The organism is Nocardiopsis sp. NPDC049922 (genome assembly GCF_040660275.1).
Lineage (GTDB): Bacteria > Actinomycetota > Actinomycetes > Streptosporangiales > Streptosporangiaceae > Nocardiopsis.
Genome location: NZ_JBFAME010000023.1, coordinates 24804 through 37557 on the forward strand (window position 1 = coordinate 24804; position 12754 = coordinate 37557).

The following is a 12754-nucleotide window of genomic DNA, read 5'->3' on the forward strand; positions in this document are numbered from 1 at the left end:
CCGGACCCGTCCCCGACCCAGGCCCCGGTCAAGGAACGGTCAAGGAGAGGGAGGTCACCGCATGTGTGGCCGAACATCGGACATAACGAAAACGAACCTATGTATCAGTGTTCCGGCGTCGACCCGCGTCGGCCCGGGGCGCGACTGATATAACGAGTGATCCGTGCACCTACGTGGTGACAGCGACCGCAATGCTCCGCAGGAGGCCGCCATGACCGGTGAATGGACCCGTGGATAACCTTGTCCTCCCTAGACAACCCCCACACCCAGCGGCCCGAGGCGTCGCGCGGCGCGGCGCGCCCGGAGGGTGCCAACATGGCCGACGCCGAGCCTGAGGGTCGGCTGCTCAAGGGTCGCTACCAGCTGACCTCCGAGATCGCGCGGGGCGGCGTGGGCACCGTGTGGCGTGCCACCGACCTCGTCATCGACCGCGAGGTGGCCGTCAAGGAGCTGCGTCTGCCCGCCGACCTCAGTCGGGCCGAGCGCGAGTCCCTCCTGCAGCGGACCACACGCGAGGCCCGTGTCGCCGGGCGCCTGACCCACCCCAGCCTGGTCACCGTCCTGGACGTCGTGGACGAGGACGACCGGCCGTGGATCGTCATGGAGCTGGTGGAGGCCTCCACGCTGGAGGCGATCATCCAGATGGGCGGCCCGCTGCCCTACCAGCGCGTGGCCGAGATCGGGCTCCAGTTGATCGACGCCCTGAAGGTGGCGCACGCCGAGGGCATCGTGCACCGCGACGTCAAGCCCGACAACGTGATGATCAGCGAGTCCGGTCGCGTGGTGCTGACCGACTTCGGCCTGGCCGCGTGGAACGGCGAGTCGGCGCTCAGCGCGTCCGGGCGCATCATCGGCTCGCCCGCCTACATCCCGCCGGAGCGGGCCAAGGCGGGACCGGTGGGACCGGAGTCGGATCTGTGGTCGCTGGGCGCGACCCTGTACGCGGCGGTCGAGGGCCACCCGCCCTACGACCGCAAGGGCTACATCAAGATCCTGCGCCAGGAGCAGCTGGACGAGCCCGCCGTGGCCGCCAACGCCGGTCCGCTGGCGCCGGTGCTGGCCGGGCTGTTGAAGGTCGAGCCGAGTGAGCGGCTCACCGCGGAGAACGCCACGAAGATGCTGCGGATCGCGGCGTTGGCGCCGTGGGCTCCGGAGACGAGCCCGGAGCGCGGTGCGGACGGTCCGGCGACGCCCGCCGAGCCTCGGCCGGGGGACGGGGAGGACGGCCACCAGCACGGGTCGGCGCGTGAGCAGGCGCGCGAGCACTTCCGGGCGGGCGCCCACGTGCTGGCCGAGTCGATCAACGAGCGGCTGCGCCACAGCCCCGAGGCGATGAACTCGATCATGACGTCGATCCGCGAGTCGACGGACACGCTGGGGCTGACGAGTTCCGGCAAGCACGCCGAGCACAGCCGACTGCCGGTGGTGGCCGCGGTGGTGCTGGGGATCGCCGTGCTGCTGGCCATCGTGCTCTGGGCACTGCTGGGCCGGTGAACCGGCTCACACGCGCAAGACGGCCCCGTGGACGGGACGCGCCCGTCCGCGGGGCCGTCCGCGAACCGAGTAGGGCCGGCGGGATTCGAACCCGCACTGTACAGCACCTAAAGCTGCCGTCTCCTGCCGGTTGGACTACGGCCCCGTCGGGACAACTGTACCGGTGACGGGTGGGCGTCGACGCCCGGGCCGCACGGGCCGGGCGCCGCGGGGAACCGGGGTGTCAGACGCCGAGTTCGCGCTTGATCCGGTCGACGTGGCCGGTGGCCTTCACGTTGTAGAAGGCCTTGGCGACCCTGCCGTCGGCGCCGACCACGATCGTGGAGCGGATCACGCCCTGCACGAGGCGGCCGTAGTTCTTCTTCTCCCCGAAGGCGCCGTAGGCCCGCAGGGTGTCCTTCTCGGGGTCGCCGAGCAGGGGGAAGGTGAGGCCCTCCTTGTCCCGGAACTTCGCGAGCTTGTCCGTGGTGTCCGGGGAGATGCCGAGCACGGTGAACCCGGCGGAGTCGAAGTCGCGCAGGTTGTCGCGGAAGTCGCAGGACTGCGTGGTGCACCCGGGCGTCATCGCGGCGGGGTAGAAGTAGAGGACGGCGCTCTTGCCGGTGGAGGCCAGCACCTCGCTGAGCGTGACGGGCTTGCCGTCGGCGTCGGGGAGGGTGAAGTCGGGGGCCTGGTCGCCGGGCTCCAGACGGATCGGGTCGCTCACGTGGGGTTCCAATCTGTGGCTGGCGGGGCGGTCGGCCCCGCTGTCCTTCGCCCTCACACTACGCCCCGAGCCCGGGGCGCGGGCCGCCGCTTCGGAGGCCGGGGGCGCTGGCGAGGGCGTTCTTCGGTTGCGATTGCGGTTCGGTTCCTCCGCGACGGCGGAGACCGGCGGCGCGATCGCCTATCGTTGACCGCACTCGTGGTTTTGGTCCGGTCCGTCGCTGATCCGGGCCGGTACCCGTACTCGGGCGACACGCCCTCTTCCGGTAGGCGGCCTCGGAGCCCTGGGAACCGGAACAGACCCGCTTCGCGTTTGGGAGTCATTGCCGACGATGCCTGGATTCACACTCGACGAGGTCAGGAGTCGGACCCTCAAGCAGCGCGACTCCTGGTGGACGGTCCACCTCGTGGACCCGATGGCCGTGCGGCTCGTGCGCCTGGTGGCGAACCGGACGTCGATCACGCCGAACCAGTTGACGGTGGCCGCGCTCTTCCTGGGGTTGGGCGCCGCGGTCTGCTTCGCGCTGGGCTACCGGGAGGCCCTGGCCCTGGGCGCCCTGCTGTACTTCCTGTGCTTCGTGGTCGACTGCATGGACGGCAAGCTCGCCAGGCTCACGGACACCGAGTCCCTGTTCGGTTCGTGGATGGACTACGTCTCGGACCGGTTCCGCGTGCTGGTCTGCGCGGTGGCGCTCATGGGCGGGCAGTACGTGGTCGCCACGGAGGAGAACCCCGACTCCGCGCCGGTGGTGTTCGTCTGGCTGGCCCTGGCCGTGGTGTTCCTGGACATGCTGCGCTACCTGAACGCCCTCCAGGTCTACAAGCTGCGCCGTGAGATGCGCTCGCACCTGGCGGCGGCCCTGGAGCGTGCGCGGGCCACCCTGTCGATGCTGGAACCGGAGGACGAGGAGTCCGGGCTCGGCGAGGGGCGCGGCGGCGCGATGAGCGACGGCGGTGAGCAGGCGGTCCTGCGGCACGGGATCGACGTGCTGGAGCAGATCCTGCGCAGTCAGAACGAGCGGGAGACGCGCAACCAGCGCACGGCGGGCAAGCAGCCGGACCTGACCCTGCCCAAGGTGGACCTGCACCAGGAGTTCCGGACCCGCTTCCCCTGGTACACGCGGTTCTGGGGGACGCTCAACGATCGGCGGGTGCGCACCCACCTGTTCAGCGGCATCGAGTTCCAGATCGCGGTGTTCGTGATCGCGCCGCTGGCCGTCGCGGTGACCGGGATGCCCGCCGCCATCGGCTGGATCGCCGCCGTGGCGGGCGTTTTGCTGCTCGCGTTCGAGATCGCCATCATCTATAAACTGTGGTTGTCCACGCGGGACTTCTTCCGCGTGGTCGACGGAATCGATGGCGCGCTGAGATTCTCCGGTCCGTCCGACGGCGCGGAGGAGCGGGGCCGGGACACCGGCTCGGACACGGACTCTCATTCGACCCTGCGCTGATGGAGGAAGGCACCCAATGACGGGACGCGACACCGAGCCGCGCCAGACCCCGGCCGACGTCGAGGCCGAGATCGACCGCGAACAGCGGCGGTTGGCGGAGACCCTGGACGAGCTGGCCGAGCAGGCCCACCCGCGCAACATCGCGCGGCGGCAGATCACCCGGGTCCGTGAGCACGGGGCCAGGATCGCGGACGAGGCCAGGGCGCTGGTGGTCGGCGGCGGCGCGGTGCGCGTGGAGAGCCACGCGGTCGAGCCGGCGGAGGGGAGCATTCTGCTCCGGGGCGACGAGGAGGTCGTGACCACCTACCAGTCGCGGCGGCCGCTGCCCCCCGAGGCGCTGATCCTGATCGTGGGTGTGGGCGCGGCCGTCGCCGTGGGCGTGGTGGCCTGGGCGGTGCGCCGGAGGAAGTAGCGAGGATGTGCACGAGGGGCCCGGGCGGGGTGTGCCGCCCGGGCCCCTCGTGTGTTCGGGGCGCGCCCCCGGGCGACGGTCAGAGGAACGTGCGGCCCTCGCCGCGGTAGGTGGGGGCGCTGCCGAGGTACTCGCCCGTGTCGCCGTCGACGAGGTGCAGGGTGTCGAAGCGTTCGCACATCTCACCCGCCTTGGCGTGGCGCATCCACACGCGGTCGCCGACCTCCAGGTCGCGCGCGGCGGCCCCCACCAGAGGGGTCTGCACCTCGCCCGCGCCCTCGTTGGCCGTGTAGGACAGCCCCTCGGGCAGGTACGGCACCGGCGGGCGGAGGGCGTCGGCCGGTCCCGAGGCGGGGTAGCCGCCGCCCAGGACGGTGGCCACGTCGGGGGCGGGGCGGCGGACGACGGGCAGCGCGAACAGTGCGGCGGGACGGCCGTCGAAGGCGCGGAAGTGGTCGAACAGGTGCGGGTGGTAGAAGCCCGACCCGGCGGCCAGTTCGGTCACGGCGCGTTCCCGGCCGGTGGTGTGCAGGCTGCCGGTCCCGCCGCCGTTGACGAAGCGGACGTCGGCGACCTCCCGGACCGCGCGGACGACGGCCGCCCGGCGCCGGGCGAGTTCGACCGCCGAGCGCCGCTGGACGCCTCGCAGGACCCGGCCGAGGAGGGGTTTGCCGGGAGGGGCGTCGCCGACCCCGGCGATCTGGCCCTCGTAGGCCATGACGCCGTCGAGGAGGAGCTCGGGCCGGCGGACGACGGCACGGGCGAGCGCGGCGGCCTGGGCGGGCGTGCGCACGGGTGAGCGGTAGGAGCCGACGCGCAGGCGGGGGCCGAGCGGCTGCCAGCTGGTGTCGATGTCCAGGCACACGCGGATCGGGGGCGCGTCGGGTCCGCGGTCGGCGGAGGCCTCGGCGACGGCGGTCGTGATGAGGTCCAGGTGTGCGGTGGAGTCCACCATGAGGGTGATGCGGTGGGCGGCGCCGGGGGTGCGTGCGAGCCGGGCGAGGGCGTCGCGGTCGGCGGTGGGGTAGGCGACGAGGATGTCGTCGCTGAGCGGGCCCTGTTCGTCGTCCGTGGCCAGCCAGAGCGCCTCGGGCAGGGTGAAGGCCATGACGCCCGCGTAGCCGGGCAGGTCCAGGGCGGCGCGCATCAGGTGGCGGCAGCGCAGGGACTTGCTGACGACGCGGACGGGGCGGCCGTGGGCGCGTCGGGTCAGGGCGGTCGCGTTGGCGCGGAAGGCGGCCAGGTCGACGACGGCGAAGGGGGCGTGCAGTTCGCGTGTGGCGGCCTCGTACTTCTCGCGCTGGTTCGTCATGCGTCGAGGATGCCAGAACATGAATAGATTTCATATTCCCCTGGCCGGTCCCGGTCGCGTGTGGCGTCGCCGACGCGGCCGAATCCCGCCCCGGTTGGACAGGTGCCGATATCCTGGAGCATCCTGGCTGTTCAGCCGGGCCGATTCCTGGAGTGGTTCTTTCGATGAGTGAGCGCGAGTACGTCCTGACCCTTGCGTGCCCCGACAGCCGGGGCATCGTCGCGGCGGTGGCCAACCTGCTGTCCGACCACGGTTGCAACATCACCGAGAGTCAGCAGTACGGCGACCACTACACGGGACGCTTCTTCCTGCGGATGCAGTTCCTCGCGGAGCGCGGTCCGGACGGCGCGGTGGTCGGCGAGGACACCCTGCGGGGCGCGTTCGCCGCGCTGTCCGGCGGATTCAGCGAGGGGTCGGGCGACCCGGTCGTGGAGTGGACCCTCCAGGCCCGTGACGTCCGCCCCCGGATGCTCGTCATGGTCTCCAGGTTCGGGCACTGCCTCAACGACCTGCTCTACCGCCAGCGCAGCGGGCTGCTGGACGTCGACATCGCCGCCGTGGTGTCCAACCACCCCGACCTGGAGTTCCTCGCCGACTCCTACGGCGTGGACTTCCACCACCTGCCGGTGACCGCGACGACCAAGGGCCAGCAGGAGGCGCGGCTGCTGGAGCTGGTCGAGTCCTACGACGTCGACCTGATCGTCCTGGCCCGGTACATGCAGGTGCTCACCGAGCAGCTGTGCGCGAAGATGTCCGGCCGGATCATCAACATCCACCACTCCTTCCTGCCGAGCTTCAAGGGCGCCCGCCCCTACCACCAGGCGCACCGGCGCGGCGTGAAGCTGATCGGCGCGACCGCCCACTACGTGACCGCCGACCTCGACGAGGGACCGATCATCGAGCAGGAGGTGTCCCGGGTGGACCACACCCACAGCCCGGAACAGCTCACCGCGATCGGTCGGGACCTGGAGTCCGTGGCCCTGGCGCGCGCGGTCAACTGGCACGCGCAGCGCCGTGTGCTGCTGAACGGGGACAAGACCGTCATCTTCGACTGACCGGTTCGGCGGCGCCCGGAGCGGGGGCCGATCCGTTTCGGACGTATGGGGGGCGCCCGCGGGCGCCCCCTGTGTTTTCCCTTCCCCAGGGGGATTCACGACGCGGATTTGGGGCAGGGATGGTGATGCCGTTGCCTGTCTGACCTGCAAAACCTTGCTTAAAGTATCTTGTCGACTACGCACAGTGTGTATATGGTGTGTTGAGGTCGATTCCCGTCGGTCCGCGGTCGGACACCATGACCGGATTTCGGTCCGACTGGTACTGGCCGCGTGGGATCGACCACGGGACGCGTGCACACGGCGTAGGGGGGACCGGTGTCGGAGACCAGGAGCGAGGCGAGGGTGCCCGGAGCCCGCGACGCGGCCACGGCGGAGCGCGCCGCGGCCGGCGCGGGGCACACGCACATCGCGGACGGCGTGGTCGCCAAGATCGCCGGAATGGCGGCCCGCGAGATCGGCGGCGTCCACGCCATGGGCGGCGGGGCGGCGCGCGCGGTCGGCGCGGTGCGCGACGCGGTCACCCGGGGAGGCGACAGCGGCTCGGTGACGCGGGGCGTGACGGTCGAGGTGGGCGAGCGCCAGGCCGCCGTCGACATCGACCTCGTGGTCGAGTACGGGGTGGCCGTCCAGGACCTGGCGGCGGCGGTGCGCCGCAACGTCACGGCGGCGGTGGAACGGATGACCGGGCTGGAGGTCACCGAGATCAACATCCGGGTGGACGACATCCACCTGCCCGACGACGGCGAACGGGAGGGCGCCGAACCGACCGGGGCGGCCGCGGACGCGCCCAGGGTCCAGTAGCGGTGACCGGTGCGGACGAGCCAGAGGAGCGCGCGGCGGCCCTCGCCGAGGCGGCGGCGCGCCACCCGGACGTGGTCGGGCTGTCGTCGGGGGCGTTCGGGACGATCAGCACCCCGGTTCGGGGCGGCACCGTGAGCGGGGTCGCGGTCCGGCCGACGGCGGTCGAGGTCGGGCTCGTGACGCGCTTCGGGCGGCCGATCCCGGACATCGTCGCGGAGGTGCGTGACGGGTTGGCCCCGCTCGCCGGGGGGCGCGTCGTCCACGTGTTCGTGGAGGACGTGATCGCCGGTCTGGGCGGGGGCGCGCCGACGGGCGGCTGAGGCCGTCGCGGGCGTGGGAGGCGGTTGGACACGAGAGGGGGCGGCCATGTGGCCGGTCGTGGGGTTGGCGTTCGGGACGGTGCTGGGCCTGGCCGGGGCGTTCGGCGGGTTCGTGGCCTTCGTGCTCGTGCTGGGGCTGGGGATCGCGGGGTACGTCGCGGGGCGGGCGGTGGAGGGCGAGATCGATCTCGCGCAGGTGTTCACGCGGCGCTCGGTGTAGGGGCGCGTGTGGAGCGGTCGCTGAGCGCGGAAGCGGTGGCGCCCCGCCGGTGGGGCGGCGGGGCGCCCGTGAAGGGCCTCGGGTACGCGGTCGCGCGCGACCCCGGCGGTCGGACGGACATTCCGCCGCGGGTGGTCGAGCGGGTGGCGGTCCAGGCGGTCCGCGAGGTGCCCGAGGCGGAGCCCGCGCGGTCGCGCGTGGCCAGGGCGTGGATGAGCGGCGACACGGTGCGGCTGCGGTTGCGGATCGCGGTGCGCTACCGCCGGTCGGTGACCGGGGTGGCCGACAGGGTGCGTTCGCACGTCAGGGAGCGGGTCGAGTGGGCCACGGGAGGACGGGTCCACCACGTCGACATCGAGATCGCGGAGTTGGTGCGCTGACATGACCACCGTGGAAGAGGTCCTGGGCCGTCCCGACCAGGGGATCGACCGGCGGGCGAAACGCGTGGCGGTCCACACGTTCCGTCCCCGCAGGTCCTGGCCCGCGGTGGTCACGGGGGCGGTGATCCTCGTGCTGGCCGTGGTGTCGGCCGCCGAGGTCATCTCGGCGCTGGCGGGCAGTCCGCTGCGGATGATCCCGTTCGGGGCGGCGACCGACTACGCGGCGACCACGACGTGGTCCGAGCCGTCGGTGCAGATCGCCTCGGCGGTGCTCGCCGCGATCGGGCTGGCCCTGATCGTCGTGGCGCTGGCGCCGGGGAACGGGCGGTGGACGGCGCTGCGCACCGACGACCCGGCGCTGGTGGTCGGGCTGACCCGCCCGGCCCTGAGCCGGACGGTGTCCTCCGCGGCGCGGGAGGTCAGCGGGGTCGACTCGGTGCACGTGGCGGTGCGCGGGCAGCGGATCCGGGTCCATGTGCGCACGGCCACGCACGACTGGGAGGGACTCCCGGCCGAGGTGACCGCCGCCGTGGAACGGCGACTGGAGGAGTTGGCCCCGTTGCGGAGCATGCGGATCGTCACGCACGTGCGGTACGCGGAGGACTGACATGGGACGGGACATGAACCGGCGGTCGGCCAGGGGCAACAGGATCGGACTGGTCGTGGTGGGCACGGCCCTGCTGGCCGTGGGACTGGCGTCGCTGGCCGCGGGCAGGGGCGTCCTCGGTCAGGATCTGGCGGGTGAGGCGATCGCCAGCGCCCAGGTCAGGGACGTGCTCGAACAGCGGTGGGTGCCCTACGCGACCGTCGCGGCGGCCTTCCTGGCGGGGTTCCTCGCCCTGCGGTGGCTGCTGGTGCAGGGGATGAACGACACCGTCGGCAGGCTGGTGCTCGACCACGGCCCGCAGGGGCGCGTGGAGATGAGCGAGAGTGTGGCGCGGGGCGCCCTCGAACAGGAGGTCGCCGAGTACCCGGGGGTGCGGCGGGCACGGGCGCGGCTGACGGAGTCGTGTGCGGCGCCGCACCTGCGGCTGGCGCTGCTGCTGGAGGAGGACGCGGACGTGACGCGGGTGTGGGAGCGGGTGCGTTCGGAGGCGGTGGCCAACCTGGGGGAGGCGCTCGACCTGGAGCGGATTCCGACGGTGATCCGCATGTCGGTGGCGGCTCCGGCACGGACTCCGCGCCGCAGCCTGGCGTGACGGGGGCGGACACCCACGACGTACCGGATCGGCGTGTTCGTGGTTCATGGGGACGGCTGAGCGGCCGGAAGCGTCATGGAGCGCCTGAGTCCGGAATTCTGTACAGACTTCGAGGCAGATTCGGGCTACCATGGGGATATGACGACGCTGCCACTCACCGAAGCCCGCAACCGCTTGTCCGAGCTGGTCGACGAGATCGTCCGTACCCACGAGAGAGTGACGATCACCAGACACGGGGAAGCGGCGGCCGTCATCATCTCCACCGATGACCTGGAAGCCCTCGAGGAGACGCTGGAGGTGCTCTCCAACTCCGACCTGATGCGTCAGGTCGCCGAATCGCGGGCCGCGGTCGAGGCCGGGGACGTGCTGGACTCCGACGAGTTCGCCGCGCTGATGGCCAAACGGCAGCGTGATGCATGAGCGCCGAGGAAGCGGAGGCCTACCGTCTGATCATCTCCGGTCCAGCGGCGCGGGCGGTCGCCAAGCGGCTTCCCGAGAAGGTGGCGACGGCGGTGTACGAGTTCGTCACGACGTCGCTCGTGGCCAACCCCCACCGGCTCGGCAAGAGGTTGCTCCTTCCACCCTATGAGGGCGTGTGGTCAGCGAGGCGGGGAGCGTACCGGGTGCTGTACGAGATCGATGAGTCGGACCGCACCGTGACCGTCCTGGCGGTGGAGCACCGAGCGGACGCGTACCGGTCGCGCTGAGACCGAGACGTACGAGCCACCACCGGCGACGGTTGGAGATCGGGGCCCTCAGCACTCGATGACGTTCACGGCGAGGCCGCCGCGCGAGGTCTCCTTGTACTTGTCGTGCATGTCCCGGCCGGTGTCGCGCATGGTCTTGATGACCTTGTCCGGTGATACGGATCCACAACGCCTCCCGGCGTTTCGGCATCCTCGGGTATCCTGGCGACAGGCCGTGCCTTGAAAGGGGGCGAGCATGTCGGTACTCGGTATCGAGTTCACAGAGGCGGAGGCGGAGCAGATCCGTCAGACCGCCGCCGCTGAGAAGCGGCCACCGCAGGAACTGGTCCAGGAGATGCGGGAGAGTATGCTCGCCGAGATTCGCCGCCGTCGTTTCCTGGCTGCGGCGCGACGCGTCACCACCCTTTCCGCCGAGCTCAACGAGAGGCTCGCCAGGTAAGTGGAGGACGTCTTCTACCTGGACCCGGCGATGGTCATCGAGATCACCACCATGGCTCTGGCCCAAGAGGAGCAGGGCGCTGCGGTGGTTCGTGACCACGGCCTCCTCGAGAGCGCCGTCCACCGCCCGAAGGGGTCCTCGTTCGGGAACGAGTACTACCCGGACATCTTCGAGAAGGCCGCCGCGTTGATGCACTCCCTGGCCAGGAATCACGTGTTCCTCGACGGCAACAAGCGAGCCGCATGGAACTCCACGGCGGTTTTTCTAGAAGTGAACGGAAAGCCCTTGGCCGATCCTGTCGACGTGGACCGCGCCGAGCGCTTCGTTCTCGATGTCGCCACGGGAAAGCTCGGCGACATCGAGGACATCGCGGCGGCCCTGCGCACATTCCACCTGGAGCACTGAACCGCCGGGTGCGTCAGCACTCGATGACGTTGACGGCGAGGCCGCCGCGGCTGGTCTCCTTGTACTTGTCGTGCATGTCGCGGCCGGTGTCGCGCATGGTCTTGATGACCTTGTCCAGCGAGACGAAGTGGCTCCCGTCGCCGCGCAGGGCGATCCGCGCCGCGCTGATCGCCTTGACCGACGCCAGCGCGTTGCGCTCGATGCACGGCACCTGCACCAGCCCGCCGATCGGGTCGCAGGTCAGCCCCAGGTTGTGCTCCATCGCGATCTCCGCCGCGTTCTCCACCTGGGACGGCGTCCCGCCCAGCACCTCGGCCAACCCGGCGGCGGCCATCGACGACGCCGACCCCACCTCGCCCTGACACCCGACCTCGGCCCCCGAGATCGACGCGTTCTGCTTGAACAGGATGCCGATCGCCGCGGCCGTCAGCATGAACCGGACGACGCCGTCGTCGCCCGCGCCCGGGCTGAAGTGCAGGTAGTAGTGGAGCACCGCGGGCACGATCCCCGCCGCGCCGTTGGTCGGCGCGGTCACCACCCGGCCCCCGGCGGCGTTCTCCTCGTTGACCGCCAGGGCGTACAGGGTGATCCAGTCGCTGCCCCGCATCGGGTCGGAGTCCACCGTGGTCGGCGCGAGCAGCCCCGACTCGTCGCACACCCCGCCCAGCTGCCGGTACAGGCGGTGCGCCCGCCGGGGCACCCTGAGGCCGCCGGGCAGACTTCCCTCGGTCAGCACGCCGCGGCGCACGCACTGGCGCATCGCGGTCCAGATGGTCAGCAACTCGGAACGGATCTGCTCGGTGGTACGCCCGAACGCCCGCTCGTTGGCGAGCATCACCGCGCTGATCGACTTCCCCGTCTCCGCGCAGATCCGCAGGAGCTCCTCAGCGCTGGAGAAGGGGTGCGGCAGCGGGGTGTCGTCCTGGGTGATCCGGTCGGCGCCCGCCGCCCGCTCGTCGACGACGAACCCGCCGCCCACCGAGTAGTACACCTTCGACACGATCTCCGAGCCGACGGAGTCCAACGCCACGAACCGCATTCCGTTCGGGTGGTCGGGCAGGCTCTCCTTGCGGCGGAAGTCCACGTCGACCGCCGGGTCGAAGGTGACGGTCGGCCCCTCGGGGCCGCCCAGGGCGACGGTGCGCTCGGACCGCACGCGCTCGACGAGCGCGGGAACCGCGTCCACGTCGACGTCCTCGGGCGTGCATCCCATCAGCCCCAGGATGACGGCGGTGTCACTGCCGTGCCCCTTGCCGGTGAGCGCGAGGGACCCGTACAGCTCCGCCCGCACGTGCGCCACGCCGGACAGCCGACCGTGCGAACGCAGACCCTCGACGAAGGTCAGCGCCGCCCGCATCGGGCCGACCGTGTGCGAACTCGACGGTCCGATCCCGATCGTGAACAGGTCGAAGACACTGATGGCCATGTCTGTCCTCCTCGTTGAGCACAGGGTGGCGAGTGGGCCGCGCGGGGCGCGCGTGGCACCCCGCGCGGTGGGTCCTACAGGTTGGGGTAGAGCGGGTGCTTGTCGGCCAGCGCCCGCACCCGGCCGCGCAGGGCCTGGGCGTCGAACTCCGGCTTGAGCGCCTCGGCGATGACGTCGGCGACCTCGGCGAAGTCCTCCTCGCCGAAGCCGCGCGTGGCCAGCGCCGGGGTGCCGATCCGCAGACCCGACGTCACCATCGGCGGACGCGGGTCGTTGGGCACCGCGTTGCGGTTGACCGTGATCCCGATCCCGTGCAGCCGGTCCTCGGCCTCCTGCCCGTTGATCGCCGAGTCCACCAGGTCCACCAGGACCAGGTGCACGTCCGTGCCCCCGGTCAGCACCTTGACGCCGACCTCGGCCATGTCCGG

At 71.4% G+C, this 12754-nt stretch carries 18 protein-coding genes, 1 tRNA gene and 1 pseudogene; 14 read left to right on the plus strand and 6 right to left on the minus strand.

Annotated features, from left to right (window positions below; genetic code table 11):
• Positions 1–240 precede the first annotated feature (240 nt).
• Complete coding sequence (locus tag AB0I72_RS26190; protein ID WP_358573251.1) at positions 241–1494, plus strand: serine/threonine-protein kinase; 1254 nt, start codon at positions 241–243, stop codon at positions 1492–1494.
• 70 nt (positions 1495–1564) lie between these two features.
• Here the strand turns inward: AB0I72_RS26190 and AB0I72_RS26195 are convergent.
• Positions 1565–1639 (minus strand) — tRNA-Leu (locus AB0I72_RS26195).
• Positions 1640–1717: 78 nt separating this feature from the next.
• Positions 1718–2200, minus strand: coding sequence for a thioredoxin-dependent thiol peroxidase (gene bcp, locus AB0I72_RS26200; protein WP_358573253.1), 483 nt, complete (start codon positions 2198–2200; stop codon positions 1718–1720).
• 331 nt (positions 2201–2531) lie between these two features.
• On the opposite strand from bcp, the gene AB0I72_RS26205 reads away from it, so the two are divergent.
• Together AB0I72_RS26205 and AB0I72_RS26210 are read left to right on the plus strand one after the other, a co-directional pair.
• The gene (locus tag AB0I72_RS26205) at positions 2532–3650 is read left to right on the plus strand and encodes a CDP-alcohol phosphatidyltransferase family protein (RefSeq protein ID WP_358573255.1); all 1119 of its coding nucleotides are present in this window, start codon (positions 2532–2534) and stop codon (positions 3648–3650) included.
• Between the two features lie 16 nt (positions 3651–3666).
• Complete coding sequence (locus tag AB0I72_RS26210) at positions 3667–4062, plus strand: DUF3618 domain-containing protein (protein WP_358573257.1); 396 nt, start codon at positions 3667–3669, stop codon at positions 4060–4062.
• 79 nt (positions 4063–4141) lie between these two features.
• On the opposite strand, the gene AB0I72_RS26215 is transcribed toward AB0I72_RS26210, so the two are convergent.
• Positions 4142–5374, minus strand: coding sequence for an alanine racemase (locus AB0I72_RS26215; protein WP_358573259.1), 1233 nt, complete (start codon positions 5372–5374; stop codon positions 4142–4144).
• A 164-nt stretch (positions 5375–5538) separates the two neighbouring features.
• On the opposite strand from AB0I72_RS26215, the gene purU reads away from it, so the two are divergent.
• From purU to AB0I72_RS26260, 9 genes are all read left to right on the plus strand, one after another.
• Positions 5539–6429, plus strand: coding sequence for a formyltetrahydrofolate deformylase (gene purU / locus AB0I72_RS26220; RefSeq protein WP_358573261.1), 891 nt, complete (start codon positions 5539–5541; stop codon positions 6427–6429).
• Positions 6430–6744: 315 nt separating this feature from the next.
• Entirely contained in the window at positions 6745–7230 is a 486-nt protein-coding gene (locus AB0I72_RS26225; RefSeq protein ID WP_358573263.1) for an Asp23/Gls24 family envelope stress response protein, read from the plus strand.
• Positions 7231–7232: 2 nt separating this feature from the next.
• The gene (locus AB0I72_RS26230; protein WP_358573265.1) at positions 7233–7550 is read left to right on the plus strand and encodes a hypothetical protein; all 318 of its coding nucleotides are present in this window, start codon (positions 7233–7235) and stop codon (positions 7548–7550) included.
• Between the two features lie 46 nt (positions 7551–7596).
• Positions 7597–7770: a hypothetical protein gene (locus tag AB0I72_RS26235; RefSeq protein WP_358573267.1), complete on the plus strand. Its 174-nt coding sequence runs from the start codon at positions 7597–7599 to the stop codon at positions 7768–7770.
• A gap of 8 nt (positions 7771–7778) precedes the next feature.
• Positions 7779–8150, plus strand: a complete 372-nt coding sequence (locus AB0I72_RS26240; RefSeq protein ID WP_358573269.1) for a hypothetical protein — start codon at positions 7779–7781, stop codon at positions 8148–8150.
• 1 nt (position 8151) lies between these two features.
• Positions 8152–8757: a DUF6286 domain-containing protein gene (locus AB0I72_RS26245; protein ID WP_358573270.1), complete on the plus strand. Its 606-nt coding sequence runs from the start codon at positions 8152–8154 to the stop codon at positions 8755–8757.
• 1 nt (position 8758) lies between these two features.
• Complete coding sequence (locus AB0I72_RS26250; RefSeq protein ID WP_358573272.1) at positions 8759–9349, plus strand: alkaline shock response membrane anchor protein AmaP; 591 nt, start codon at positions 8759–8761, stop codon at positions 9347–9349.
• A 138-nt stretch (positions 9350–9487) separates the two neighbouring features.
• Positions 9488–9769, plus strand: coding sequence for a type II toxin-antitoxin system Phd/YefM family antitoxin (locus tag AB0I72_RS26255; RefSeq protein WP_358573274.1), 282 nt, complete (start codon positions 9488–9490; stop codon positions 9767–9769).
• Positions 9766–10056, plus strand: a complete 291-nt coding sequence (locus AB0I72_RS26260) for a type II toxin-antitoxin system RelE/ParE family toxin (RefSeq protein ID WP_358573276.1) — start codon at positions 9766–9768, stop codon at positions 10054–10056. The genes AB0I72_RS26255 and AB0I72_RS26260 overlap by 4 nt, the downstream gene beginning before the upstream one ends.
• A gap of 48 nt (positions 10057–10104) precedes the next feature.
• On the opposite strand, the gene AB0I72_RS26265 is transcribed toward AB0I72_RS26260, so the two are convergent.
• Positions 10105–10293 (minus strand): L-serine ammonia-lyase, iron-sulfur-dependent, subunit alpha, encoded by a 189-nt coding sequence (locus AB0I72_RS26265; protein ID WP_358573278.1) that lies wholly within the window; start codon positions 10291–10293, stop codon positions 10105–10107.
• Between AB0I72_RS26265 and AB0I72_RS26270 the strand changes: the two genes are divergently transcribed.
• Positions 10292–10495, plus strand: a complete 204-nt coding sequence (locus AB0I72_RS26270; RefSeq protein WP_358573280.1) for a hypothetical protein — start codon at positions 10292–10294, stop codon at positions 10493–10495. The genes AB0I72_RS26265 and AB0I72_RS26270 overlap by 2 nt on opposite strands.
• The gene (locus AB0I72_RS26275; protein WP_358573282.1) at positions 10496–10900 is read left to right on the plus strand and encodes a type II toxin-antitoxin system death-on-curing family toxin; all 405 of its coding nucleotides are present in this window, start codon (positions 10496–10498) and stop codon (positions 10898–10900) included.
• Positions 10901–10913: 13 nt separating this feature from the next.
• Here AB0I72_RS26275 and AB0I72_RS26280 read toward each other — a convergent pair whose 3' ends face one another.
• Positions 10914–12326 carry an L-serine ammonia-lyase gene (locus AB0I72_RS26280; RefSeq protein WP_358573284.1) on the minus strand — a complete coding sequence of 471 codons (1413 nt, stop codon included), beginning with the start codon at positions 12324–12326 and terminating at the stop codon, positions 10914–10916.
• Between the two features lie 74 nt (positions 12327–12400).
• Positions 12401–12754, minus strand: a pseudogene (locus AB0I72_RS26285) (serine hydroxymethyltransferase); the annotation flags it as partial.

Coding starts and splice junctions, on each gene's coding strand:
- AB0I72_RS26205 (WP_358573255.1), top strand. CDS start 2,532: ATGCCTGGATTCACACTCGACGAGGTCAGGAGTCGGACCCTCAAGCAG.
- AB0I72_RS26210 (WP_358573257.1), top strand. CDS start 3,667: ATGACGGGACGCGACACCGAGCCGCGCCAGACCCCGGCCGACGTCGAG.
- AB0I72_RS26215 (WP_358573259.1), bottom strand. CDS start 5,374: ATGACGAACCAGCGCGAGAAGTACGAGGCCGCCACACGCGAACTGCAC.
- purU (WP_358573261.1), top strand. CDS start 5,539: ATGAGTGAGCGCGAGTACGTCCTGACCCTTGCGTGCCCCGACAGCCGG.
- AB0I72_RS26235 (WP_358573267.1), top strand. CDS start 7,597: ATGTGGCCGGTCGTGGGGTTGGCGTTCGGGACGGTGCTGGGCCTGGCC.
- AB0I72_RS26245 (WP_358573270.1), top strand. CDS start 8,152: ATGACCACCGTGGAAGAGGTCCTGGGCCGTCCCGACCAGGGGATCGAC.
- AB0I72_RS26250 (WP_358573272.1), top strand. CDS start 8,759: ATGGGACGGGACATGAACCGGCGGTCGGCCAGGGGCAACAGGATCGGA.
- AB0I72_RS26255 (WP_358573274.1), top strand. CDS start 9,488: ATGACGACGCTGCCACTCACCGAAGCCCGCAACCGCTTGTCCGAGCTG.
- AB0I72_RS26260 (WP_358573276.1), top strand. CDS start 9,766: ATGAGCGCCGAGGAAGCGGAGGCCTACCGTCTGATCATCTCCGGTCCA.
- AB0I72_RS26270 (WP_358573280.1), top strand. CDS start 10,292: ATGTCGGTACTCGGTATCGAGTTCACAGAGGCGGAGGCGGAGCAGATC.
- AB0I72_RS26265 (WP_358573278.1), bottom strand. CDS start 10,293: ATGCTCGCCCCCTTTCAAGGCACGGCCTGTCGCCAGGATACCCGAGGA.
- AB0I72_RS26280 (WP_358573284.1), bottom strand. CDS start 12,326: ATGGCCATCAGTGTCTTCGACCTGTTCACGATCGGGATCGGACCGTCG.